Source organism: Enterococcus malodoratus ATCC 43197 (genome assembly GCF_000407185.1).
Lineage (GTDB): Bacteria > Bacillota > Bacilli > Lactobacillales > Enterococcaceae > Enterococcus_A > Enterococcus_A malodoratus.
The window spans coordinates 1-24,744 of sequence record NZ_KE136485.1 but is presented as its reverse complement, the minus strand read 5'-3'; the positions used below and the strand labels follow the sequence as shown (position 1 = coordinate 24,744).

At 36.3% G+C, this 24,744-nt stretch carries 27 protein-coding genes and 1 pseudogene; 10 read left to right on the top strand and 18 right to left on the bottom strand.

What is annotated here, in order from left to right; genetic code table 11:
• Positions 1-61 precede the first annotated feature (61 nt).
• From I585_RS22490 to I585_RS22480, 3 genes are read right to left on the bottom strand one after another with little or no spacing between them, the layout of a single operon-like run.
• Positions 62-718: an L-fuculose-phosphate aldolase gene (locus tag I585_RS22490; RefSeq protein ID WP_010738938.1), complete on the bottom strand. Its 657-nt coding sequence runs from the start codon at positions 716-718 to the stop codon at positions 62-64.
• Between the two features lie 20 nt (positions 719-738).
• Positions 739-1,914 carry an iron-containing alcohol dehydrogenase gene (locus I585_RS22485; RefSeq protein ID WP_010738937.1) on the bottom strand — a complete coding sequence of 392 codons (1,176 nt, stop codon included), beginning with the start codon at positions 1,912-1,914 and terminating at the stop codon, positions 739-741.
• Positions 1,915-1,926: 12 nt separating this feature from the next.
• Positions 1,927-2,958: a 2-hydroxyacid dehydrogenase gene (locus I585_RS22480; protein ID WP_010738936.1), complete on the bottom strand. Its 1,032-nt coding sequence runs from the start codon at positions 2,956-2,958 to the stop codon at positions 1,927-1,929.
• A 236-nt stretch (positions 2,959-3,194) separates the two neighbouring features.
• On the opposite strand from I585_RS22480, the gene I585_RS22475 reads away from it, so the two are divergent.
• The 8 genes from I585_RS22475 (at position 3,195) to I585_RS22440 (ending at position 10,025) form a co-directional block, all read left to right on the top strand.
• A complete protein-coding gene (locus tag I585_RS22475) occupies positions 3,195-3,389 on the top strand; it encodes a hypothetical protein (RefSeq protein WP_010738935.1) in 195 nt (64 codons plus the stop codon).
• Positions 3,390-3,721: 332 nt separating this feature from the next.
• Positions 3,722-5,104, top strand: a complete 1,383-nt coding sequence (locus I585_RS22470) for a Y-family DNA polymerase (RefSeq protein ID WP_010738934.1) — start codon at positions 3,722-3,724, stop codon at positions 5,102-5,104.
• A complete protein-coding gene (locus tag I585_RS22465) occupies positions 5,088-5,606 on the top strand; it encodes a hypothetical protein (RefSeq protein ID WP_010738933.1) in 519 nt (172 codons plus the stop codon). Before I585_RS22470 ends, I585_RS22465 begins: the two co-directional genes overlap by 17 nt.
• The gene (locus tag I585_RS22460) at positions 5,593-5,829 is read left to right on the top strand and encodes a hypothetical protein (RefSeq protein WP_010738932.1); all 237 of its coding nucleotides are present in this window, start codon (positions 5,593-5,595) and stop codon (positions 5,827-5,829) included. Before I585_RS22465 ends, I585_RS22460 begins: the two co-directional genes overlap by 14 nt.
• A 110-nt stretch (positions 5,830-5,939) precedes the next feature.
• Positions 5,940-6,269, top strand: coding sequence for an SOS response-associated peptidase family protein (locus I585_RS22455; RefSeq protein ID WP_010738931.1), 330 nt, complete (start codon positions 5,940-5,942; stop codon positions 6,267-6,269).
• A gap of 136 nt (positions 6,270-6,405) precedes the next feature.
• The gene (locus tag I585_RS22450) at positions 6,406-7,554 is read left to right on the top strand and encodes a tyrosine-type recombinase/integrase (protein WP_051104497.1); all 1,149 of its coding nucleotides are present in this window, start codon (positions 6,406-6,408) and stop codon (positions 7,552-7,554) included.
• Complete coding sequence (locus I585_RS22445; RefSeq protein ID WP_010738929.1) at positions 7,541-9,652, top strand: tyrosine-type recombinase/integrase; 2,112 nt, start codon at positions 7,541-7,543, stop codon at positions 9,650-9,652. Before I585_RS22450 ends, I585_RS22445 begins: the two co-directional genes overlap by 14 nt.
• A complete protein-coding gene (locus I585_RS22440) occupies positions 9,645-10,025 on the top strand; it encodes a DUF6262 family protein (RefSeq protein WP_010738928.1) in 381 nt (126 codons plus the stop codon). Before I585_RS22445 ends, I585_RS22440 begins: the two co-directional genes overlap by 8 nt.
• A 141-nt stretch (positions 10,026-10,166) precedes the next feature.
• On the opposite strand, the gene arsC is transcribed toward I585_RS22440, so the two are convergent.
• From arsC to I585_RS22390, 11 genes are all read right to left on the bottom strand, one after another.
• The gene (gene arsC / locus I585_RS22435) at positions 10,167-10,571 is read right to left on the bottom strand and encodes an arsenate reductase (thioredoxin) (RefSeq protein WP_010738927.1); all 405 of its coding nucleotides are present in this window, start codon (positions 10,569-10,571) and stop codon (positions 10,167-10,169) included.
• A 65-nt stretch (positions 10,572-10,636) separates the two neighbouring features.
• Entirely contained in the window at positions 10,637-11,407 is a 771-nt protein-coding gene (locus tag I585_RS22430; protein ID WP_010738926.1) for an ABC transporter permease, read from the bottom strand.
• Positions 11,400-12,335 carry an ABC transporter ATP-binding protein gene (locus I585_RS22425; protein WP_010738925.1) on the bottom strand — a complete coding sequence of 312 codons (936 nt, stop codon included), beginning with the start codon at positions 12,333-12,335 and terminating at the stop codon, positions 11,400-11,402. Before I585_RS22425 ends, I585_RS22430 begins: the two co-directional genes overlap by 8 nt.
• 94 nt (positions 12,336-12,429) lie before the next feature.
• Positions 12,430-12,603, bottom strand: a complete 174-nt coding sequence (locus I585_RS23480; RefSeq protein ID WP_010738924.1) for a hypothetical protein — start codon at positions 12,601-12,603, stop codon at positions 12,430-12,432.
• A 48-nt stretch (positions 12,604-12,651) separates the two neighbouring features.
• Entirely contained in the window at positions 12,652-13,737 is a 1,086-nt protein-coding gene (gene arsB, locus I585_RS22420; RefSeq protein ID WP_010738923.1) for an ACR3 family arsenite efflux transporter, read from the bottom strand.
• 278 nt (positions 13,738-14,015) lie between these two features.
• Positions 14,016-15,743, bottom strand: coding sequence for an arsenical pump-driving ATPase (gene arsA / locus I585_RS22415; RefSeq protein ID WP_010738922.1), 1,728 nt, complete (start codon positions 15,741-15,743; stop codon positions 14,016-14,018).
• 33 nt (positions 15,744-15,776) lie between these two features.
• The gene (gene arsD, locus I585_RS22410; protein WP_010738921.1) at positions 15,777-16,154 is read right to left on the bottom strand and encodes an arsenite efflux transporter metallochaperone ArsD; all 378 of its coding nucleotides are present in this window, start codon (positions 16,152-16,154) and stop codon (positions 15,777-15,779) included.
• Positions 16,132-16,479, bottom strand: coding sequence for an ArsR/SmtB family transcription factor (locus I585_RS22405; protein ID WP_010738920.1), 348 nt, complete (start codon positions 16,477-16,479; stop codon positions 16,132-16,134). The genes arsD and I585_RS22405 overlap by 23 nt, the downstream gene beginning before the upstream one ends.
• A gap of 236 nt (positions 16,480-16,715) precedes the next feature.
• The gene (locus I585_RS22400; protein WP_010738919.1) at positions 16,716-16,946 is read right to left on the bottom strand and encodes a thioredoxin family protein; all 231 of its coding nucleotides are present in this window, start codon (positions 16,944-16,946) and stop codon (positions 16,716-16,718) included.
• A 20-nt stretch (positions 16,947-16,966) separates the two neighbouring features.
• On the bottom strand, positions 16,967-17,953 hold the full coding sequence (locus tag I585_RS22395; RefSeq protein ID WP_010738918.1) for a permease: 987 nt from the start codon (positions 17,951-17,953) through the stop codon (positions 16,967-16,969).
• 29 nt (positions 17,954-17,982) lie between these two features.
• On the bottom strand, positions 17,983-18,270 hold the full coding sequence (locus tag I585_RS22390; RefSeq protein ID WP_010738917.1) for an ArsR/SmtB family transcription factor: 288 nt from the start codon (positions 18,268-18,270) through the stop codon (positions 17,983-17,985).
• Positions 18,271-18,479: 209 nt separating this feature from the next.
• Between I585_RS22390 and I585_RS22385 the strand changes: the two are divergent.
• Positions 18,480-18,764 (top strand): annotated as a pseudogene (locus tag I585_RS22385) (SOS response-associated peptidase family protein); the annotation flags it as partial.
• Positions 18,765-18,859: 95 nt separating this feature from the next.
• Here I585_RS22385 and I585_RS22380 read toward each other — a convergent pair.
• Entirely contained in the window at positions 18,860-19,066 is a 207-nt protein-coding gene (locus tag I585_RS22380) for a hypothetical protein (RefSeq protein ID WP_010738915.1), read from the bottom strand.
• Between the two features lie 150 nt (positions 19,067-19,216).
• Here I585_RS22380 and I585_RS22375 point away from each other — a divergent pair, with 150 nt between their 5' ends.
• Positions 19,217-19,786, top strand: coding sequence for an NAD(P)H-dependent oxidoreductase (locus I585_RS22375; RefSeq protein WP_010738914.1), 570 nt, complete (start codon positions 19,217-19,219; stop codon positions 19,784-19,786).
• Positions 19,787-20,566: 780 nt separating this feature from the next.
• On the opposite strand, the gene I585_RS22370 is transcribed toward I585_RS22375, so the two are convergent.
• The 3 genes from I585_RS22370 to I585_RS22360 form a co-directional block, all read right to left on the bottom strand.
• Positions 20,567-22,060 carry a primase C-terminal domain-containing protein gene (locus I585_RS22370; RefSeq protein ID WP_010738913.1) on the bottom strand — a complete coding sequence of 498 codons (1,494 nt, stop codon included), beginning with the start codon at positions 22,058-22,060 and terminating at the stop codon, positions 20,567-20,569.
• Between the two features lie 860 nt (positions 22,061-22,920).
• Positions 22,921-23,382: a hypothetical protein gene (locus I585_RS22365; RefSeq protein ID WP_010738956.1), complete on the bottom strand. Its 462-nt coding sequence runs from the start codon at positions 23,380-23,382 to the stop codon at positions 22,921-22,923.
• Positions 23,383-23,385: 3 nt separating this feature from the next.
• Entirely contained in the window at positions 23,386-24,225 is an 840-nt protein-coding gene (locus I585_RS22360; protein ID WP_010738955.1) for a ParA family protein, read from the bottom strand.
• Between the last annotated feature and the right edge of the window lie 519 nt (positions 24,226-24,744).

The window sequence follows — 24,744 nt, the reverse complement described above, 5'->3', positions numbered from 1 at the left end:
CTCTCATGAAATTAATTTCACTTCATTCTACCCTTTACATGGAGGTTTTACAAATGTCTTTTTAGCTTACTGGCTGCACCTGTCCATAGGTTTTGAATTTCTCAATCATTAATTCCATCTCTTGATCATCCAATACCATCGGTTTGCCTAATGTACAAGCCATGTAATGCAAACCAGCCAAGCGTTCCACCTCTTCTGCAATCGCAAAGGTTTGTTCGATGGAAGGTCCGCAGGCTAATAGACCGTGATTGGCTAAGAAACACGCATACCGATCCTTCATCGCCTCAAAGGAAACCTCCGCCAGCTCCTTCGTTCCAAAAGTTGCGTATTTCGCACAGCGAACATTATTGCCGCCAGCGATTGCCACTTGATAATCCGTCGCAGGCAAATCCATTCCGCAAATCGCTAATACTGTACTGTACGTTGAATGCGAATGAACCACCGCACGAATTTCTTCGCCGCGTTTTTGATAATAGATCATATGCATTGACCATTCGCTGGATGGTTTGCGGTCTCCTTCAACAATGTTCCCATCTAAGTCCATGATTACAACATCCTCAACTTTTGTCTCGAAATAGTCGATTCCACTGGGACTAATCGCCATCAACTTCTCCACTGGGTTATAGATACTGATGTTTCCCCCTGTTCCGGCCGTCAATCCACTGGTGATCAATTTCTTCCCATACTCAACAATCTGTTCCTTCTCTTTTTCCATCATTTGTTTTCAGCTCTCCTTTTTTAGTAGCAACTCTCTAAGGTTACTTGAATGTCTGTCGGATCAAATTCATATGCTTCATTGTTGTTCATGATCTCTTCGATAATTTTAGGAATCATTTCCTTCGTTACTCCCAGCTCTCTTAAGGTAGAAGGCAATCCCCAAGCATCATAGGTTTTTCGCAAATGATCAATACCTGCCTCGGCATATTCCTCATCGCTCAACCCATCTTCTCGCTCTAACTCCAACACATTTTGGTTGAAACGAATAAACTTCTTCGAGTCTTTCTTCAGCTCATTATTCAGCCAGGCAGGTTCAATCACCGCAAGCCCTTCCCCATGAGAAGAATTCGTCATCGCACCAATCGCATGTTGAATCCAATGACAAGGAAACCCCTTCATGTCTCGTCCGCAATCTGCCAAACCGTTCATCGCTAAAGTTGCTGCCCAGCTGATATTTTCTCGTGCCTCGATATCGTCTAGCTGATCTAACACACGATCATTTTCCAAGATTGTCTTCACAACACTTTCAGCCAAATAATCACCGAGGTCATTATTTGTAACCTGGTCATCGAAATAGCCTTCCAGCACATGTGAATTGATATCCGCCATGCCAGCTGCTGTTAATCGTTTCGGTACCGTCTTGACTAACTCAGCGTCAACAATTGCAATCTCCGGAAATAACAGCTCATCGTGCAGCGCCCATTTTTTCCATTCCGACTTGTCAGCACTACGATCATTGGTCAAGATACAATGACAGCTCATTTCCGATCCCGAAGCTGAAATCGTGGAAACAGCTACGATCGGTTTCTTTTCTGTTGCTTGCTGGCTGCCATTGAAATAGTCCCAAATGTCTACATCAGATACCGCGCCCAGACTAATAGCTTTCGCTGTGTCGATCGAGCTACCGCCGCCGACAGCTACAATAACATCAACGTTTTTTTCCTTTGCCAACTTGATTCCTTCATCCACCACTGTCAAATGCGGGTTTGCTGTTACACCACCAAGTTCAAAGACTGTCATTCCCTCTGCTTCCATTGAATCAATTGCCTGTTGAAAGACACCCAACTCCTTCAAGGGGCCTTCGATTTCGATCAATAACGCTCGTTTTCCAAAATTGCGGGCATTTTTTCCTAAACAAGCAAACTGCCCTCTGCCAAAAATTACTTTCGTTGGACTGTAATACTGGAAATTCCTCATTTCGCCCTCCTACTATTTATATTCATAAAGCAATGGTTCCTGCTTCATATACCGATCTAACTCTTGGATAATCATTTTCGTGTGATTGGTCAGAACATCCGTTGTCGCTCCCGCGATATGAGGGGTGATGACAACATTCTCCAGTTCTGTGATAAACGGATGATCTTCTGGGATCGGTTCAGTCGAAAAGACATCCAAACCTGCACCAGCGATTTGTTTCGTTCGCAGCGCTTCGATCAGATCATCTTCATTCACTACCGCTGCTCGTGAACAATTAATAAAGTAAGCCGATTTCTTCATCTTCTCAAAAGCTCTCTTATCAAAGAAATTCTCCGTTTCCTTCGACACCTTTAAGTGAACCGAAATGAAATCCGATTCCGTCAGTAAACGATCAATCCCCACCTTCTCTGTCGTTAAGGTATCGACATCAATGTTTGATACATAAGGATCAAAAACTAAAATCCGCATCCCGAAGCCTCTTGCGATTGCGGCAACTCTACGCCCAATACTGCCATAGCCGATAATTCCCAGAGTTCGTCCTTTCAACTCCACACCTTTGAAGACAACATAAGGACTTTGCGGACCCACACCCCAGACCACATCCCGCTTCAAGCCTGCCTTCACTTGATTGTCGGTATCTTTACTGCCAGTGTAGTTACCCTTTTTCAATTCTTCATAGGCAAAAGGAATATTTCGTGCAATTGACAGCATCAAGCCGATCGTCAACTCCGCCGTCGAGTCAGAATTCCTACCAGGTGTGAATAGTACCTTGATCCCCTTCTCTCGAGCATAGTCCACATCCACATTCACTGGTGTTGCACGCGTACAGAAAATTAACCTCAGACTTGGTGCCGCGTCAATCACTGCTTCGGTGATGTCATCATAGCTGGTCACGATCACCTCGACATCTGTCACTAAAGAAAGTAATTCTTCTTCAGATAATTTGCCAATCCCCTTAGCCCAGCCCTGAATATCCACGTTACCTAATTTCTGAACTTCCTCGATTAGGGTATCATCATATTCCGCTGTAAATAGAATATTCATCTTACTCTCCTTCCTTGGAAATTTATTTCTATCAAAGAAATTTATTTCTTGATTAGAGCATAAAGCCCTTTCAATAAAAAGTCAACAGTTCTTTACTTTATTTCAAAAATTGAAATTAATTTCAAGGAAATGGAAGTTACAGTCGGAAAAACCTTCGTTATCTAAAGAATTTTTAATCCACGAAATCCCGCAAATATGTTAAACTCAGACAAAAGAAAAAAAAGAGGAGAATTCTTGTGACTGAATATACTGGCTTCGACAAAATTTACCGCGATATCGTCATGGATATTATTGAAAACGGCACGGATCAAGATCCTGCCTTGGTTCGGGCAAAATACGCCGATGGCAGCCCTGCTCCTACTCGTTTTATTCAAGGTGTCAACTTTAAGATCACCCCAGCGGTTCTGTTGCAAAGTTTTCAAAACCAATAATACTACTACATTTCTGACTATAGATTATGCAGGAATTCCTAGTAATATCTTTATTTCTGTGCAGACTGAAAAGCCGAAAAGAAGGAAGCCCTTCGGCATTTCAATGTGTACTGTAAAGGCCATTTTTTTGTGGCGCTTTACATAGACAGCGAGAGCAAACCTTCGTTTGCGGATCTTTTACTTTCTCTTTATTTTTGATCACATTAAATAAAAGGTACGAATATCGCTCTAATTTTAATTAATGAAAAGCTTTCGTTGACAAATATTAGTAATTTTCATACCATTATATCGAACATACGTTCGGTATAATGGTTAGGTAGGAAGTGCCTATTATGGTTATGAATTGGGACGATAATCCAAAATTCATTTACGAGCGTGAACCAAGTCGAGACATACTTTGTATCGATTGCAAACGTTTCTACAGTTCCGTAGAGTGTGTCGAACGTGGGCTAAATCCGTTGACCACCAAGTTAGTGGTTATGAGCTATCCTTCAGACGATCCATCTGAAAGGGGAAGCGGACTGATTCTAGCGTCTTCCCCAGCCGCAAAAAGAGCCTATGGCATTTCAAACGTGTCTCGTGCCAGAGATTTGCCGTTTCCGTATCCTGATGATCTCGTTATTGCACCGCCACTAATGCGAGTATACATGCAGAAAAACATGGAAATTAACAACATATATAGAAAGTACGCTGACGAAAAGAATCATGCAGTATTTAGTGTAGATGAAAGCTTTTTAGACGTTACAGACTCGCTTAAATTGTATGGCTGTGAAACAGCTGATCAATTGGCCCGCTTGATTCAAATTGACGTATTTCAGCAAACAGGCATATATACAACAGTTGGAATCGGTGATAATCCTTGGTTGGCGAAGGCCGCATTAGACCTATACTCCAAGCACAATAGAAATATGCGTGCTGAAATCCGTTACGAGGACGTTCCAGCAAAACTGTGGAATGTGCAGGATCTTACTGAATTTTGCGGAATCGCAAAACGAACAAATAAACGGCTGGTCCGAATGGGAATCAAGACCGGTTACGATCTCGCTCACGCTGATTATTGGCGTTTAAAAACCCAACTTGGCGTTGTTGGTACTGAACTTTACGCAAAAGCATGGGGGATCGATCGTAGCTTTTTAGGTCAAAAATACACCTCAAAATCAAAGTCGATCGGTAACTCCCAAGTGCTAAACAAGGATTACACCAGACGTGACGAGGTAGAAACAGTCATCAAGGAAATGGCTGATCAAGTAGGTACACGTCTCCGGCGAAGCGGCGCAAAAACTGAATGTGTAAGCTTGTTTGTTGGCTATTCAATGGGATACATAGATTACAAAAACCCCGATAAGCACGGTTTTCATCAGCAAATGAGAATACCGCTGACAAATTCAAGTAAAGAAATCGCTGAAACGCTGCTGATTATCTTTGATAAGAATTACCGGCGACAGGATATAAGAAACATTGGTGTCAATTGTTCAAGACTTACTTTTACGAATTCATTGCAGCTTAACTTGTTTGCAGAACCCGAAGAACAAATTAATGATCATAAAGTTGATTACGTTGTTGATACCATTCGAAAAAAATATGGGTTCAAAGCAATTGTTCACGGAACTAGCCTAATGCCCGGATCGCGCGCTATTTCGAGGAGCAGTTTAATCGGCGGCCATGCAGGAGGGCAGGGCGGAATCGAGAGTGAACCGCATGGTAAAGCGAACTAAGAAAGAATTTCACGACTATAATGATTTTCACGATCGGCCTTTCGGTTTGAAGTGGGGCACCGCCTATGCAATGGACGACTTAATGAAAGGCGTTATCGCAAATGAAGAATACGCCTTAAAAAACAATGCTGCTAAACCTCTATTGAGTCGTGAAGAAATTGATATAGTTCTTTCTGAATCATTTTTAAAACGCAAGGAGGTAACTCTACAGCTAAATATTGTTGACGAGTTTGGTCGTTTAGTAGACGAAATATCCGGATATTTTTCAGGAGAAGCCTATCAGGATTATTTTGTCTTTGAAGATCAAAAAATTGATTGGCAAGATGTCCGCAATGTATCTATAGTTGATAATTCTAAATGGTACAAAGTTGATATGTTTAAATCACCAAAAAAAGATAGTCTAAATACTGAAGCTAAATTTGATCCAGAGCTTCAACTAGAGAAAGATAATGAATTCTATCAGCCATTTTATGAAGAAGGTGAGAACCATGAATCTGAATGAAGTCAGTATTTTCGTGCTGCGTGAACTCAATGTAATTCGACTTTATGAACAAAGATACATCAATCAGGAATCATTTTTTGATTTAGTGACAGGGTGCGGCGAACAAACTGAATATGAAGAAGGCAGGGATAGACTCACCTACTATCTTAGACTAGTTGCTAACAGCGAAAATGACGATAGCGTCAAGAAGTTTGACTATTTTATCAATCAGTATCCAAGTTAACACTTATACTCCGCTCCTAGAAGCTTGTTACGTGTAATTCCCTACGCAACGAGTTAAAATGACCTTAAAATCGCTTTATGAAACACCAAATAATGAGAGGTGATCAGAAAATGTGCGGTAGATACTTTTTTGACCTTGATTCAGAAGAACTAAGCGCTCTATATAAGAAGATCCAGGAGCAAGCTAGGCAAGAAGAAAGGCTAGCTGAAAAAATTGCTACAGGTGAAATTTATCCAACGAATCATGTCATTACGATTGGTGGAAATAAGGACAACAAACCAGTGGCAGGTGTAACAAAATGGGGCTTTACCGGCTTTAAAAAAGGCCAGCTAATGATCAATGCTAGATCTGAAAGCGTCGAGCAGAAAAAGACCTTTGCAAAGCCATTTCAAGATAACCGGTGTGTATTTCCAATGACTGGTTTATATAGAGTAAGATAAATAGAGGCTGATATGTTCATTATGCGAGCATATTCTCCTCTATTTCTTTATTTTAGAATCTTTATCTTTACTGATTTTATTTTGACCAATTTGTTTAATATATGTTTTCCTATCATAGCAAAGAAGAGGTGATCCTATTAGAGTTCAGGAAGTAATTTTAGACACTAATAAAAAACGCTATCTATTAATAGATCAGCAAGGAATATCAGTTACACCCGTTCAAAAATATTTAAAATATTTAGATTCAACTCAAAAGAGTCCGAATACACTAAAAACATATTGCTATGCCTTAAAGCATTTCTTCACTTTTCTAAGCGAAAATGATTTAGATTACAAGAAAGTTAAATTAGAAGATTTAGTCGATTTTATGTCTTGGCTAAGAACCCCCTATAACAGCACCAAAATTATCCCATTGCAAGCTTACTCACCGCCACGAAAAGAAAAAACAATCAATCTAACTTTATCAGTTATAAGTAGTTTCTATGATTATCAATATAGAAATGAAAATTTATCCAATACTCAGGTAGAAAATTTATTCAAAAAAACTATGGGGAATAACTCAAGGTCATATAAAGGCCTCCTACATCATGTATCGAAAAGAAATGAAGTAAATAGAAACGTTCTAAAAGTAAAAGAGCCTAAGATAAAAATCCGAGCATTGAACAAAAATGAAGTAAATATAATTTTGAATGCGGCAACCAATATTCGCGATAAGCTGCTTATTCAAATATTGTTCGAAACTGGCATGAGAATTGGTGAGGTACTATCCCTGCATATAGAAGATTTTATTTTCGACCACCAGCTTTCTCACTACATCAATATTGTTTATCGTGGACAATTAGAAAACGGTGCGCGTTTAAAGAGTGGTGAGCGGAAAATCCTCATTTCTCAGGAATTAATGGAGCTTTATGATGACTATCTTTATGATGTGATTGATGAAATTGGATCAAAATCTAATCACCTTTTTATAAAGCTTGCAGGACAAAATAAAGGAGACCCTATGGAATATTGGAATGTAAGTTCAGTATTTAAACGGTTAAAAGAAAAAACAAATTTACATCTATATCCTCACCTACTCCGCCATACCCATGCAACTTTGTTTTACCAAAAAACCAAGGATATAAAACAATTACAAGACAGACTCGGTCATGCTCAGATTCAAACAACTATGGATTCCTATCTCCATCCTACGGATGAAGAGATTAGAGCATCCTGGTTAACTGCACAACCCGAATTCAATTTTGACAATACTATTCTTCAGGAGGACTGTAATGACCCAAAATAATCAAAATCACCCAATATCAGTTTATGAACGAATAAACAATGATTTATCTCACTTCTTAGAGAAAACAATTCACTCAAATAAGTCTGTTACCACAAATCAAATTTATACAGATGTTTTCTTAGAGAATGACATTTGGACAATTGACATGTTCCAAGATATCAATCAATTTGTAGCTTCTGTAGAAAAGCATAGGATATCCAGTGAAGCTGGTAGGAATAAGCTGAAATTTAAAAGTGTAAATTCAAATATTAATTCAGAACTGAAATATGTATTTTATCGCAGACTTTTTGATGACCTTTGGACGATTTACGGTGCCTTCCATACGTATAGCGGACCTCTTTATTCAGTAACCGTATTTTTGAACGAAAAATATCCGAATTTAAATTCTTTATTAGATTTGGATATTGATGCTGCTGAGAAAAGGTATTTTTTTTGGCTTAATGCTAAGGGAATCTCTTCTCACTATCAAAAGAAGAATAGCGAAAATCGTGAATATAAAACCATACGACCGTCAGCTGCATTTTTAAGAAGACTACACGACTTCCTATTTGAATACACTGATTTCCGTGAAGAATGGGAAAAAGATAAATGGAACATCAAAAATCTTCACAGGAATTACGGTCTTGAATATAACAGAAGCACAAGTAATTATTATATCGATTTTACAAAAGTAAACGAGAAAATGATTGATCCTCTCAGAAAATATTTTAAGCATCGTTTACTAGGAAAAAGAAACTTCACTGTTGGAACAGCTCAGATGACAATTTTGTATTTAAAGAAATTCATTAATTTCATCTTCATGATTGAACCGCACTGGAATGATCTTAAGGATTTAAACCGGAGCCACATTGAACAGTACATTGAATATCTTAACAAATACACAGCAGATTCGAGAGATTCTATTTCTAACCCCGAAGGATATATCAATAGATCATTACACTATCCTCAAAAGTTTTTAGAGGACATCCAAATATTTAACTATGACGTTGCTCCCAAAATAAATATAAATCATTTAATGTTTCCTGAGGATAAACCCAAAAGAAAGAAGAAGTCAATTGATCAAATTGATTACATTCCGGATTTTGTTCTGAATCAGCTTTTTGAAAATATTAACGATCTCTCCCCCGAAATAGTTCCAATTGTATGGATAGCTCTAAAGACAGGATTACGAATCTCAGATGTTCTAGGACTTAGAAAAGACTGCTTAAAAAAAATTAATAATAAGTATTGGGTACAAACCGATATTGAAAAAACTTTTGTCAAAGACCATCGAATTCCAATAGATAATGAATTAGCCTTGATTATCGCCTCTTTAATTGATAAATCTGGTAAGCTGAGCAATCAAGAGAACAATCTCTTAAATTATATTTTCGTTTGTTATCATGGGAACAGGAAAGGGAATCCTTTGCCTCAAAAGTCGGTTGCATTTCATCTGAACAACTTTGCTCAGAAAAAGGGTATCACTGACGAGTCCGGTAATATTTTTCATTTTAAAACGCACCAGTTCAGGCACACATATGCGGTAAAAATGCTGAATGGAGGAGCCGACATATTAACTGTTCAACAATTATTAGCACACGCTTCGCCTGAAATGACTGTTCAATATGCAAAAATTCTTGATGATACAAAGCGTAAAGCATTTGAATCTGTTGTAAAACAAGGTATTTTCAGTTTCGATTCAGTGGGTCAGGTCAATGAAGTCGCTTTACAATCTGAAGTATCCTCAACGAGTCTCAAGCTACTCTGGCAAGATTATAAGCTACATGCGATTGATAACCCTTTCGGGACCTGTCATGCTCGTCTAAAGGGTAATTGTCCATATATGGATTCTCCACCTTGTCTAAGTTGCGGTACCAACCAAACACCATGTAAAGATTTGGCTATAGGTTTCTCTGATTTGGATATTTCAAAATACGAACTTCATGTAAAAACAGTTACAAGGGCAATCGAATTAGCAACAAAAGTCGAAAGACCCGAACTCATATCAGCGAACAAGAAAAATCTGGAGAGGTATCAAAATATCCTATCTACTCTCTATGAAGGAAACTTTATCTTCGGAAGAAAAAACAGATTAAACCAGGAGAAAATTAATGGATAATTACAATCAAATAGAACACTTGAAACGTGTACATGAAGATAGAAAAGCTGCCACCGCGAAAAAAGTTGACCATGCAATAAATGCACTGATAGCTCAACAGAAAAAAATAAATTTTAATAGTGTTGCAAAAGAAGCAGGCGTGGCAAAAGCTACTTTGTACAGCAACAATGCGTATCGTAGCAGAATAGAAACTCTCAGAATTACTTCAGATAATCAAAAAAGGTTTAGTGGAAAATCCTTAGATAATTCTTCGAATAGCAAAGATGCACTAATCGAGTCTTTAAAAAGAAAGAATAAAAAGCTAGAGATAGAAAATGGCCGACTAAGGAATGACTTAAAAGTAGCTTATGGGCAGATTTATCAAAGAAACTAAAAATCCCCAGATTAAGACCATCCAATGATTTTAATCTGGGGATTTTTCTCTTAAATATAAAACCCTTACCTTCTGTTATTTCTGCTATTAAACTAATCTTGTCGCTGGTATTATACAGCGTGATTATACTTTGAAATACCCCTATCTTAAATTCATAATGTTCTGCTTTATAATATCTCTTGTCTTTCTAAACTCTGACAGTATTTCTTCTTCCGTTCCAGTTGCTTGAGCAGGATCTTTTAAATCCCAATGAATATGTTCAACGTCTTTTGGAACCCTTGGGCATTTGTCCTTTGCGTCACCACAGAGAGTAATAATTAAATCAGCTTGATTAAAAAAATCCAAATCAATCAAATCAGATGTTTGTTTTGAGATATCTATGCCATCTTCTGCCATGACTTTCACAGCTCTAGGATTCAAACCATGTGATTCAATACCAGCACTTCTAACCTCAAACTCTGAATCAGATAACACTTTGTGTCCATAGCCCTCAGCCATTTGACTACGGCATGAATTGCCTGTACATAAAAAATAAATTTTTTTCACTAATATTTTCCTCCAATCGATAATGAGAAACTAAAGAAGCACTCAACAGACACGATTATTATGAATTAGCTTCTCAATCCTCTACCAGTATTAACTATATAGTAACAAACAGTATAAAGAACTAAAATGAACAGAACAAGTATTGTGATTGAAACGGTTATTGGTACATCGGTCGTTCCTAAAAATCCATATCTAAACGCTGATATCATATAAACGATCGGGTTGATTTTTGAAACATTTTGCCAAAATGGAGCCAACATTGATATCGCATAAAATACGCCACCGAGATAAGTAAGTGGTTGTAAAATGAAAGTAGGAACGATTGAGACATCGTCGTAAGATTGAGCAAAAACGCCGTTTATTAAGCCTGCTAATGAAAATAAGGTTGCTGTCATTAACCATGTGAGAATAACGATTATCCAAGAATGTACATTAAGTGGCACAAAAAATAAAGAGACAATCGTTACAAGTGTTCCTACTAGAAGACTTCTTCCTAGTCCTCCGATGACAAATCCCCAGATAATAATGTGAGTTGGTACTGGTGCAACCAATAGTTCTTCAATATTTTTTTGCAACTTCTGAGAGAAAAATGAAGAAGAAACATTTGCATAAGAACTAGTGATTGCTGACATCATAATTAAGCCTGGAACGATAAATTCCATATAGGAAAACCCGCCCATATCACCAATTCGACCACCGATCATTTTCCCGAAAATTATGAAATACAATGACGTTGTGATAACAGGCGGTACCAACGTTTGCACCCAAATTCGTAGATAACGGGTGGTTTCTTTTACGGCCAGACTTTTTAAAGCGGTAAAATATAGATTAAGCATTGGTCTCCTCCGATAGACTATTTTCCTCAGTTATTTTCAAAAATAGCTCTTCTAAACGATTAGACTTATTACGCATTGATAAAACTTTCATACCTTGATCGCTGAGCTGATTGAAAATATCATTTACTCCTTGATTTCGCTCTACTTCCACCGATAAAGTCAGATCATCTTCCAAAAAATATTTATATCCGTTTATTTTAGGTGTTAAATCATGAGGTGACAAGTCTAAAATGAATGTTTCAAACTGTAATTTTGAAAGAAGATTTTTCATACTAGTATTTTCGATCAATTCGCCAGATTGAATAATCCCTATATGTCTACAAAGCATTTCGGCTTCTTCCAAATAATGGGTGGTCAAAATAATGGTAGTTCCATTTTCATTTAACTCCCTTAAGAACGTCCACATTTCACGTCTCAATTCAATATCTACTCCGGCAGTCGGTTCATCTAAAATTAGCAGTCGTGGTTCATGCATCAGTGCTCGAGCAATCATAAGTCGTCTCTTCATCCCACCAGAAAGCATTCGAGCACGTTCATTACGTTTTTCCCATAAATTTGATTGCTTCAAATACTTCTCACTACGTTTCAATGCTTCTTTTCTAGGAACTCCATAGTATCCTGCTTGATTTACTACTATTTGTTGAACAGTTTCAAAAGGATTGAAGTTGAATTCTTGTGGGACAAGGCCAATCTGTTGCTTTGCTTTTTCTAAATCGGTATCAAGATCGTAGTCAAAAACTTTTACCTTTCCAGATGTTTTGTTAACAAGAGAAGTAATAATCCCGATCGTAGTTGATTTTCCAGCACCATTTGGGCCTAAAAGAGCATAAAAATCGCCATTTTCAACCTTTAGATCAATTCCTCGTAATGCCTTAATACCTGTTCCATATACTTTTTCCAGATTTTCTATTTCAAGTGCGTTTGCCATTGATTATTTCCTTTCATAATAGTCATCTTAATTAACAAAAATATTTCAAATACTTTTCCTTTAAAAAATCATGTGGTCAATTGACCACATGACTCTATTTTTTCTTACTTTTACTTTCTTTCCTTTTTGCTAATAAATAGAGGACTAAAATTAGCGTAATAAAGTTGATAAATATACCGATACTAATTGGATAATTCAATAATTTAGCTAGAATAAAAGCCATTGACATTCCTGATAATCTAGCGACTGTTCTCTTTTCTTCAGACATGATTCAAATTACCTCAGCAGCTTACTATTTAATCACTTTCTATCTCAATCAGTTATATTGATTATGGATTTTGGAAATATCATCTGGTTCCACAAACCATGACTTTGTATTATTGGAAATTTTTACTAACAACAACATGACAGGTACTTCAACTAGCACTCCTACTACTGTCGCTAAAGTCGCACCTGACTGTAGTCCGAAAAGAGAGATAGCAACCGCTACTGCCAGTTCAAAGAAGTTGCTTGCTCCAATCATTCCTGCTGGTGAGGCAATTTCATGTGGTAACTTCCAAAATCTTGCCCATCCATAGGCAATGGTAAAAATTAATAACGTTTGAATAGTTAATGGAATTGCAATTAATAAAATATGGGTTGGATTTGCCAGTATTTTTTCTCCTTGAAAAGAAAAAATAATAATCAAGGTTAGCAATAAACCAACGATTGTAACAGAATCAAATTTCTTTAGAAAAACATTTTCGAAATAGTCTTTTCCTTTATTTTTGATTATCAATACTCTAGTAGAAAAGCCTAGAAGTAATGGCACTACAACGAAGAGGACTGTTGATAAAAGTAGCGTTCCCATTGGAACAACAACATTATCCACACCAAGTAAAAAAGCCACTATAGGTGCAAACAATATTAAAATAATTAGATCATTGATCGCTACTTGTACCAAAGTATATGCTGCGTCGCCTTTTGTTAAGTAACTCCATACAAAAACCATTGCCGTACAAGGTGCAGCCCCCAAGATAACCGCGCCGGCAACATACTCTTTAGCTAACTCTACAGGAATAAGATTTTTAAAAACTACATAGAAGAAAAATGCTGATATAGCATACATTGTAAATGGTTTGATCAACCAGTTCGTTACACAGGTAACAACTAAGCCTTTGGGCTTTTTAGCAGCACTTACAATACTGGTGAAATCAATCTTTAGCATCATTGGATAAATCATTAACCATATTAAAATTGCCGTGGGAATTGATACTTGATAATACTCAAACTTGCTTAATGTATCTGGAACACTCGGTAAGAATTTTCCAATTAATACTCCAACAGCCATACACAAAATTACCCATAGTGTCAGATATTTTTCAAAAATACCTAAACCCTGTTTATTATTTTCAGAACTCATCTATTTCCTCCTAATGGCTTGCGCCTTCTTTTGAAAAATATTTTTTAAAATTTAAATGCACCATTCACTAAAGCAATTTAAACTTGGCTCTCGGAAGTGAATGATAATGATATTGCGATTGATTACTTGTACTATTTTTTAAATAAAATAATGCTGTAATAGCTATTCGAACAACATTCAAAGGTGACTCAGTAACTTTTTCATCTTTATTTTATTTTTTGCGCAAATTAATAGATGAATCTATATATAGAGGTTCATCTATATTAAATTCAAAAAAATTAATGAACTAATTCTGCGTCAAAATTCGGAACCCATTCAGCAACAGCAAAATGCCCGTCTGAGAGATCTTTTACCTTATTAATCCATTCAATTTCATTCATTGCACGTGCTTTTAAAACCTCGTTAGACGTATCAGTAGCGTACATGCTTTGATTGACTAACCACCACGTATGCGCAATTTTTGCACGATCCAAATCTTCATCCAAGCGCATTGACTCATAGACCGGTGTTGTTTCAGGAAGTGTGACCATTAATACTTCCGTTTCATTCCCGTTCTGTAATCTTGGTAATAGTTTTTGAATCGACATTGGTACTTCACCAGAACTTCTCTCAACCTCTCTTGCATAACTTTGAGTAGAGTCTAAAAGAAGTAACGTATGTCCCGTAGGTGCTGTGTCAATAACCACAATCTCATTTTCTGATTTATCTACGATTTCCGCAAAAGCTCTAAATACCGCGATTTCTTGTGTACAAGGTGAACGAAGATCCTCTTCAACATAAGCAACATCATCAGCGTCCATCGTCTCACGAGCTTTCGAAAGAACTTCTTCTTTGTATGCCTCTAGTTCCTTTTCTTCATCAATGTGGCTAATTGAAATTGGCAGCTCATTTGAAAGAAACAAGTTTAGATGATCAGCAGGGTCAGTTGTTGCTAAATGAACCTTTTTACCTGATTGTGCTAGCTTTTCAGCAATTTGGATTGCAACTGTCGTCTTACCAACACCACCTTTACCCATTGTAAAGATAATCTTTTTATTTGTGCGAATAAACTCACTTACAATAGAATCTAAGTTAGGAAATTCAATCAATTCCTGTTCTTGTTCAAATACAATCGGTTGTTGATCGCTTAACAAGATTTGAAGTTTGTCTATACCTGTAACATTATATGGGCGAAGTGGAATATAGTATGTTTCAAAACTAGTCAATGATTCCGGCATTTCTTTTAGATCATTTTGTTGCTCAGAATAGATCACTTGAGAAATCGCATCATCAGGGTTATTCAATAGACCATTAACCACTAATTTCTGATTCTTAATCCCTAATTTTAGTAACTCCTCAGAAGCACGTTCAGCTTCAATTAAAGGTGCTTTTTGCGGTCGAGTAACTAAAATTAAAGACGTTTGCGTTGCGTTAGTCAGTGTCTCCACTGCTTTTTCATATATATCTTTTTTATCGCCTAAACCGGATAATTGGCCCAAACAAGAAACTCCTGTGGTGTTTTCATCTAGGTAATTATTCCATGCAGAAGGCAATTGTAGCATTCTTAATGTATGACCAGTTGGGGCTGTATCGAAGATGACATAGTCATATTGTTCTGCAACATCTTTATCAGTTAAAAAATTAGCAAACTCGTTAAATGCTGCGATTTCCACTGTACAAGATCCCGATAATTGTTCCTCCATATTGAACAGTGCACTATCAGGAAGAATACCACGATACGGACCAACGATACTTTCCTTATACTCTTCAGCAGCCGTAACTGGATCGAAGTTTGCTACTTTTAAATTTTTGATTCCATCAATCGAAGTTGGTTTGTTGGTTAAAGTCGTTTGAAAAATATCTTGCAGGTTTGAAGCTGGATCAGTACTAACCAACATGACTTTATTACCCTCTTGCGCCAAAGAAGTTGCCGTTGCGCAAGCAGTCGTTGTTTTACCAACGCCACCTTTACCTGTAAAAAACAGATACTTGGTTAATCCCATCTTTTGGGGAATATATTGAAGCATTCTATCTCCTCCTTATTTTTTGGAAAGAGGCTGTTAGCAACAGCCTTCGTTTCCACTGTTTCCGCCGCAGCAACCACCAGAGTTACTTGCTGATTGAGTGACAAAATGAACATCACCATATTTTCCAAACTCTTCAAGCGTAGGATACGACCCTTCTTTTACGATTTCGCCGTCTAGCAATGTCACTGGCAGAATATCATTTCCCTTTTCTTGGAGTAATTTTAAAATCGTTGGTTGATTCACAAAAGCATCAGGATCGCTTGTTAGATTATGACGAGAAGCATCAACTGAATCTAGCCCTTCGAAAGTTTCAAAAACCGAGGTCACCATTAATAATTCTTCATCTACTGATGGGCCGCAGACTCCTGTTGAACAGCACATTGCTGGTTCAAATAGTTCCAATTTTTTCATCGTTCTTTTCTCCTTTACAATCACAGTTTATTTTTTTACAAATACAATCATCTTTAACAGAAAATAATTGCATCATTGAACCCATAAATTGATCGATAAAAGCATCTGTTAGTTGATAGTGATGCCAAGTACCTTCCTTAGTTACAAGGACAACTCCAGCTTTCTCCAATACTTTCATATGATGAGAAAGTGTTGGTTGGGTAAAATCAAAATGATCTAAGATGTCACAAGCACACAGACTGCCGCATGACAAAAGATCGATGATCTTCAGACGTTTGGGATCAGCAAGTGCCTTTAATGTTTTTGACATTTCATCATAATTCATTCCTGTTCCTCCTTACATAGATATTTATCTATGTTTAAAATATAGATAAATATCTATGTTTTGTCAAGAGATTTTCTTTTCAATAATCAATCTTTTAATATGTGTACTTACATATAATTAACTAATGATAAAGAGTGCGTCCTAATCCAGTAAAAATGCTCATCAAGATTAATGGATATTCCTACTTGACGAGCACATCTTTAAGTTTGGTTGTAATAAAACTTTTAGAAGATCATTTAAGGGAGTAGTTCTTTAATTTCTTTAGCTTTAGGCACTCGCCCCGACACAACTACTTTGTCATCAATAACTAATCCAGGAGTTCTCATCACACCATACTTATGAATCTCAATCATGTCAGTAACTTTCACGATTTCCGCTTGAGTATTCGATGAATCAAGTGCTTCTTTTACGTTTTTTTCTAGATTTTGACAATTTTTACAGCCTGGTCCTAAAACTTTGATAATCATTTTCTTCATCCTTTCGCTATCTAAATTGGTAATAAATTAAAAGCAAATCCAATAAGTAAAATGCCAACCATACATATACCTATGAATAGTGCTAATAGTTTCGGTTTTACAACCTTACTCAACATAATCAATGATGGTAACGATAATGTTGTGACTGACATCATAAATGATACCAATGTCCCAATTGGAACCCCTTTACTAAAGAGAGCTTCTGCAATCGGCAAAACACCAAAGATATCCGCATAAATGGGCGCACCGATTACAGTTGCCAGAACGACTGCAAAAGGATTGTCTTTTCCTAATACAGTTTGAATAAAGCTCTCTGGTATCCAATTATGGATAACTGCTCCAATACCCACTCCGATAAGCACATACGGCCAAACTTTACCAGCTACTTCTTTAACTTGTTCAATTCCAAAGCGAAACCGATCCTTCCAAGTTAATTCTTCGACAAATGTTGCAGCGTCTTCCATTTTCCTTATATAATCCTGTATTTCGTTTTCCATCCCTAATTTATCGATAATAGTACCTCCAATTACTGCAAAAAATAATCCTACAATTACATATAATATAGCGATTTTAACACCAAAGAAAGACATCAGTAATATTATTGAAGCAATATCAACCATAGGGGACGAAATCAAAAATGAAAATGTTACACCTAATGGAAGCCCCGCAGTGGTAAAGCCGATGAAGATCGGAATACTAGAACAGCTACAAAAAGGGGTCACAGTCCCCAGTAAAGCTCCTAAAATATTGCCTTTCCATCCTTTTATACCGCCAAGGATAACTTTCGTTTTTTCAGGGGGAAAGAACGATTGTATAATTCCCATTGTAAAAATCAAAACTGATAAAAGAATAAAAATCTTAATAGTATCAAATATAAAAAATTGCAGACTACTTCCAAGTTTACTGTCTAACGATATCCCAAAAAATTCCAACAACCTACCAGCTAAATCATTTAGCCAGACCATTTTGAAAACTTGGTCACTAACCCATTCCCACATCCAATACTCCTCCCAACCTTACTTAAAGATTATTCTGCGCTTGTCGAAATAGAGAGAATTTCTTCAAGCACACCCATTACTTGCTTCATAAATTCATATTCTAACGAATAATGATGCCAACTTTTGTTCTTTGTCACAAAAATAATTCCTGCCTTTTCTAATACTTTCATATGATGTGAAAGAGTTGGCTGAGTAAAATCAAAATGCTCTAAGATATCACATGCACATAAACTACCATTTGACAAAAGATCAACGATTTTCAAACGATTAGGATCAGCGAGTGCCTTTAACATTACGGACAACTCAACATGGTTCATAATGTATATGCCTCCTTACATAGATATCCGTCTATACATTGAATATAGATGAATATCTATGTATTGTCAATAGTCTCTTTTTTCTATTTTGTATGCATAAGTAAGTTGTTTAGTCAGACTCTTCTTCTAAATTTTCATCAATAATTTAGACATGTCCATTATATAAAACTATTCATTTGACAGTATTATTTCAAATTTGGTATTGATAATCCGGATTCTATGAATGGGACCAGGACAAAAAGAAATTCTTGTTTACCAAAGATAAGGTAATGTACGTGGCCGGATTCTATCGTATCCACCATTCGGCTGAAGGGATCGAAACGGAATCAATCATAATGACAACAGAGCCTAATCAATCAGTTTCAAAAATCCACGATCGTATGCCGTTGATCATCGAAAAGAAGGATATCAACAGCTGGATTGCTGACATAGATTTCGCTAGAGAACATATCAAAGCTGAAATGCCAGCTCTTAAAAGTGAACTAGTCTCATAGATCCAAATAAAAGCAGCAGCATACATTTAATTGTACGCTGCTGTTTTCTACTGTGTGTTTTCGTATTTGGTCTTCGACCTCTCAAAAAGGCAAATTTAATTCTCTACAATGCTACCTATTCTCATAGAAAATACTTTCCCACATTCTTCGCATTTCCAATAGTAAGATCCATTCCCGTACTGAGATCTTCCAATTATTTTGTCGCAATCACATTGAATATATGTTGGTGGCCAAGACAATGATTTACTAAATTCATTAATTGGTACCATGTTCGGATCATAACATTCTCTTCCATCAATCATTTTCTTTCCTCCCTTCAAAAGGTTATGCTATTGCTGTCTTAGAATCTATGTTGTTTCCTCCGTTAGCAGAACTTCTCGGTCTAAAGTCTAATAAAATTATTAAGCACACTAATGTATACTTAATAAAAACACGAGGAGAGAACCCAAAATATGAATATTTTAGTTGTTTATGCTCATCCCAATGAGGATAGCTTTAATAATGCAATTTTAGACTCATTCAAACAGAAAATTTCTGCCCATCACCAAGTTAAAATTCTTGATCTCTATAAAGATAATTTTGATCCTGTACTTCATTTTGACAAGGACAACAAACGCCGAGATCTAAAAGATTCTCCTTCAACTCAAAAATATCGAGACGATTTGACGTGGTCCGACCATTTAGTCTTTATATACCCTATTTGGTGGAGCAGTATGCCCGCTATACTGAAAGGTTACGTTGATAGAGTTTTTGTAAAAGGCTTTGCGTATGAATATAAAGGAGTTGTACCTGTAGGGTTATTGCCAAATAAAACTGCAACTGTGATTACAACTCATGACACACCAAACATCTACGCCAGAATATTTCAACAAGACTACGGAAAAGTTTTAAAAAAACAAGTACTTAAAATGTGTGGCATTAAGACAACTAGGTCGATTACGCTACCCTTCCTTCGCAATACTGACGAAAACGAAAGAAATTTTTTCCTAAACAAAGTATCTGATTATGCTGAAACGCTTTAATAGTTCCAAAAAAGACTAGGCTGACTGGTCTTTTTCTATGTAAAAGCTCCAGATCATGGAGCTTTTTCTTTTGATTTAACTAGGTTTAAATGGGGTCACTGGAACATCCATACAGAAAATAGCGGTAGTGGTTGTTTAAAAAAATCAAGAATGCTGTTAAATCAACGTTTCTGATTTTTTTTAAGTTTTTAACTTGAGAAAGTATCTGGAACATTCGTACAGAAATTAGCGGTAGCGGAAAAAAGACGAACGATCACTTGTTTGAAAGAACTTAAATTATCTGAAGAAATCGCCTAGTTAACATAACTGCCCTTAGATTAAGCATTTACTCTCCCAAGCGTTTCAGCTGAACACTTTGTGAATTTCAAGAGGTCTAGTTCAGCTTTCTTGATTTATCAACGTTTTAGCAATCAAATTCTTTGTGAAAAGACTTAACTATAACGTTGCATAAGTTTCCCTGTTTAAGGTTCTATAATCGAACAATTTACTTAACTACGTTGAAATAGTTTGTATTCTTACCGCTATTTTCTGTATCACTGTTCCCTATACCCCCTACCCTGTCAATCATGAACAGTAAAGGTTACAGGGATTATCCGTGTAACCCAAGACCTAGAAAACAAAATTCTCTGGGGCTAAGGCCCAAGGGTTAAGCAGCATAAAAAACAAGATTCACCAGCCCAAAGCTTGCTAAAGCAAGAAGCGCTAAGGCACCAGTTCTGCTCAGCGGAAGAAGGAGACGTATCATAGATATAATGTATAGGCAGTTTGCGGGTTTTAATTTCAGCCGACACCCGAACTGATTAATTCTATTGCTTCATAGTCTTTCTTAGCCGGTAGCAACTGATAAAATACCTTTTGAATTAATGTACCTGGCACAAGGAAAGCCTCTCTAACCGCGTCAAAATAAGCTTCACGCACTTCTTTTTTCGTTAGAATGATTGACCGCATAAGGGCTTTAACTGAAGCGATCATAATTCCGCCACCACGTCCGGCCGTAACTCGATAAAATACCTGGTTCGTTTCTTTCAGCTTTTTAAGTGCAGCATCGAAAGATCTCTCCGGTACACCAATTTCTTCACGGATCTCCTTTTTCGTAGAGTAAACGAACGGTTTATACGTGTAACTTTGGTTCGCCAAATAAGCAAGGATGTCTTGCTGCCATTCTACTGAGTGAGATCTAACTCGTTCATTACGAGCCTTTTGGAATTTATACCAGCACTTTGGTTGTGAAAACAGCTGATCGTCACTCAAATTAGGATCAATCCAGGTATGACAGATCTCACGAATGTAATCTTTCGAAGCTGCTTCGTATTTTGAAGAGTAAGCACTCTTAATAATCCGCTTAATTTCTGACTCTTTGAGCGGATTTTTTAAACGATCATTCAGCATGATCATATTATATTCGCATGTTTCAATACTTGATTTTGAAGAATAATAGGCCAAAGATAGCGTAAAAATGGCGTTGTTTCGTCCTAATACTCCTTTTGAACCGATTAACTTTTCAGAGTTAATCAATAGATCTACCCATTTTTCATCTAGTTGACGGATCTCGTTCTTTTGATGCGGAAATTGAATCACTTCAGCCTTTTTATCTTCAGAGATTGTCATTGACCAGTTCATCCACTCCTGGAATGTGTACGTATATGATTCCTCATGAAACAGAATGTTGTCAGCACGAGGAATTCTGGTGATTCCAAAGTGGTTACAGTTCACATCGATACCAGGTAAATCTTTTGCTAGTTCTTTACGGATATTTTTTGAGATCTTCTTTGCTACCCGATCGATCACTTTATAGTTTGTCTTTTTAGTTACATAAGCAGGAGATTTAAGAACAAAGAAAGCTTGATAGCCTTTTGGTGTATCCAAGATCATAGTCGGCATGAATCCTAAACGATCGTATGCAGCAAGCACGATTTCACCGTGATTAAACTTTGTACTGTTTTCAGGTAGATCAATATCTACAAAAAATGTGTTGATCTGTCTTAGATTCTCTTCTTCATGGCCAATTGGAAACTGGCGGCCACTATCCGAATAAGTTCCAAAACAAAACACATTTGGTGTCCAGTGGGTCAACTGATCCATGTTTTCAGATAGACCTTCTTCTGAAGTAATCACAATTCCCCGGCCTTGTTTCATGTGATCTTTTGTCCGGTAACCAAAGATAGCCCCTTTATTACCTTCATTGCTATCAATTGGTTTAATCTTGCTGTTTTTATACTTGTATTTGCGCAATCCGTTTTTCAAAATCGCTGCATAGACACTTGTTAAATCCATTTGACACACCTCCAGACATAAAAAATAGAGAACACTAAATAATAGTGTTCTCCGAAGTTAAATAAAAAAGGCAATAAAGCGCAATAGAGCACACTTAAATAAGCCTTCTACTATTGATTTTTTTCTAAAAAGAAGCTATAATTTCATTGTTAGATTTATAGCAAAAAGTGATCTACCAATCACTTTACTTTCTTCGAAAAAGAGTGAAGAACACACGTAGACGATTATCATTATTTTGAACGCCAATTCAAAATTTTATTTCGTCTCTTTTTTTATTTTCAAATTGAATAATATCTAATTAGATTTAAATAGGCAACTTAATTTAAGTTTGAATACACAAAACTTTAGATGTCTACTTTTGAAGTTTAACGCAAAAAAAAAAATAAGAAACAGTTTTTGGAGATAAATTATAATGCGCTACACCTCAATTATTATTTAAGGTGTAGCGCATTATTAATTGCGGTATAGCTCAATGTTTATTAAGGTGTAACGCAATACACATTGAGGTGTAGTGTAAACAATCAAAATATATAGTAATTTTAGAATTGCGGTGTATCTCAATTAGCACCGTATAGTTAAGCATCATTAACTAGCGTGGAATACCCATCTAAGTTACTAATGTTGATATTATCACGTTTTCATATAAATTAATCTAATATCAGAGAATTTGAAAGCACTCATTTCGAGATAATTACAATACACCGCAATATGAACAAAGTAATACCTCTATCACAATTGAAGTGTAGTGCAATACTGTTTAAAGTGTAGCTTAATAGCAATTTAGGTGTAGTTCAATTATATTTAAAGTAGAGAATTTTTATTAAATTTTTCTTTTTGCGGTGTAGCGCAATACACTTCAATTAATTTCCTTTATTGATTTTTCCTTGCTTAGAAGGTGGGATTTTCATTTTCCCAGCTAAGTCTTTCATATCCTTAACATATTTCTCTTTAAAGTATTCTCTCTCTTCAGCTCGCAAATCTCGATCAACATACTGATCACATAGAGTATTTATTACCTCGGCAAATGGTTTTCCATCAAAGTTAATTGACTTCAGTATTTCCATCTTCAATTTGACACTAGGAGAGATCTTTAGCGATTCAGTTGACTTGAAGCGCCTATCTTCATACTTGATCTTTCTTCCTGGCCTTTTCTTAGTTTCTTCAGTAATTGTTTTCTCTTCTTCAGATGGTCTTAGATTTCCTACAAAGCTTTCGTAATTTTCATCTTCAGCTTCTTCATTCAATATTTGGTCAATATCTGGCATGTTATGTGATTGCAATTCTTCTGGATCTTTTAAAAGTGACCTCATTTTCTTTTTCATTTATTATAAATCCCCCAAAGCTTCTTCATTTTCATCAAGTTCATCAAGAATATCTAAGAAAATTCTATGTGTATGAGCATCTTTCTTATTGATGTGTCCTTTTTTGGTAAGTGTTTCAGTGATTCCATCACCATCGTATCTCTTCAACCTGCCATTGTTGAGAACTACCGTTGAGATCAGGTGTTCCGGATACAACTCTTTTGCCATATCATAAACTTCAATATCAACTGAATCTCTTTTTTGAACCATAAATGGAACAATTCCCAAAACATCTAATTTTGCACTATGTTTTTTCTTAAAAAATTTCATATAGTCAATGTAGTCTTGTCCACCTCGTAAAGACTTAACTTGGGTTTGGAGAATAAGTATTACCCAATCGGCAACATACATTGCAGCGTCAGAGTATACACTAATTGTTGGTGGCACATCAATATAAATCACATCATACATTTCTCTTAAAGGTACAATGAATTCAGCAAAATATTTAAGCTGTTCAGTAGTATTCTTCAGCTTGCCTATAATGTACTGTGGGTATGCAGAAAACTTGATATTTGCAGGAATAATATCCAAATTTTCAGCAACTGGATAAATTACCTTCGTTAAGTCTTTGTATGTTGTTATACCTTCCCAGATTGTCTCTCCATTTTTAAACGAAACTTCTTTTCCAGTAATGTTTTCAGATGTAAGTTCCATTACTTCTGAAGCGTTCCCTTGTGGATCCATATCAATTAAAAGAGTCTTTCTTTCTTTCTTCAGAGCACTTTCATAAGATAGCATTTGAGCGGTTGTACTCTTACCAACTCCACCTTTAAAATTTCCAGTCACATATATTGTTGCAGCCATGTATTTCCCTCCTACTTAATCATTAATATGATTACACTATACCGCATTCGATTACATAAGTAAATGCGGTGTAGCGAAATAACTTATCTTTTTAGGTGTATTGCAATACACCTATATATTAAATCTCCAAAAAGCACTGTTCTTAGTACACTAGTTATACTAACATGATAAATCGCTATTAAAGTAGATTGTAATACACCTCATATCCCAAAGGACAATTCGTGACTTGATGCTAATCAAAAATATTTTTTAATCTAGTTTAGTTTTCAATTGTTCTTACTGAGTATTATGGCTTTGCTCAAATATATGGCTACTTTTAGGTGGATTGTAATACACCTTATTAGGCATTCGCTATGCAATGATAAACACAGAGCTACGTAGATGGTTGTATTGAAGTAGATTGAAGTAGATTGTAATACACTTTATTAAAAGCATCATACCAAAAGATGGTTGCTGCTTGTCATCGTTGTATTCAATTGCTTCAGCCTAATAGTATTGTTGCAAATCTCTCCAAAATAT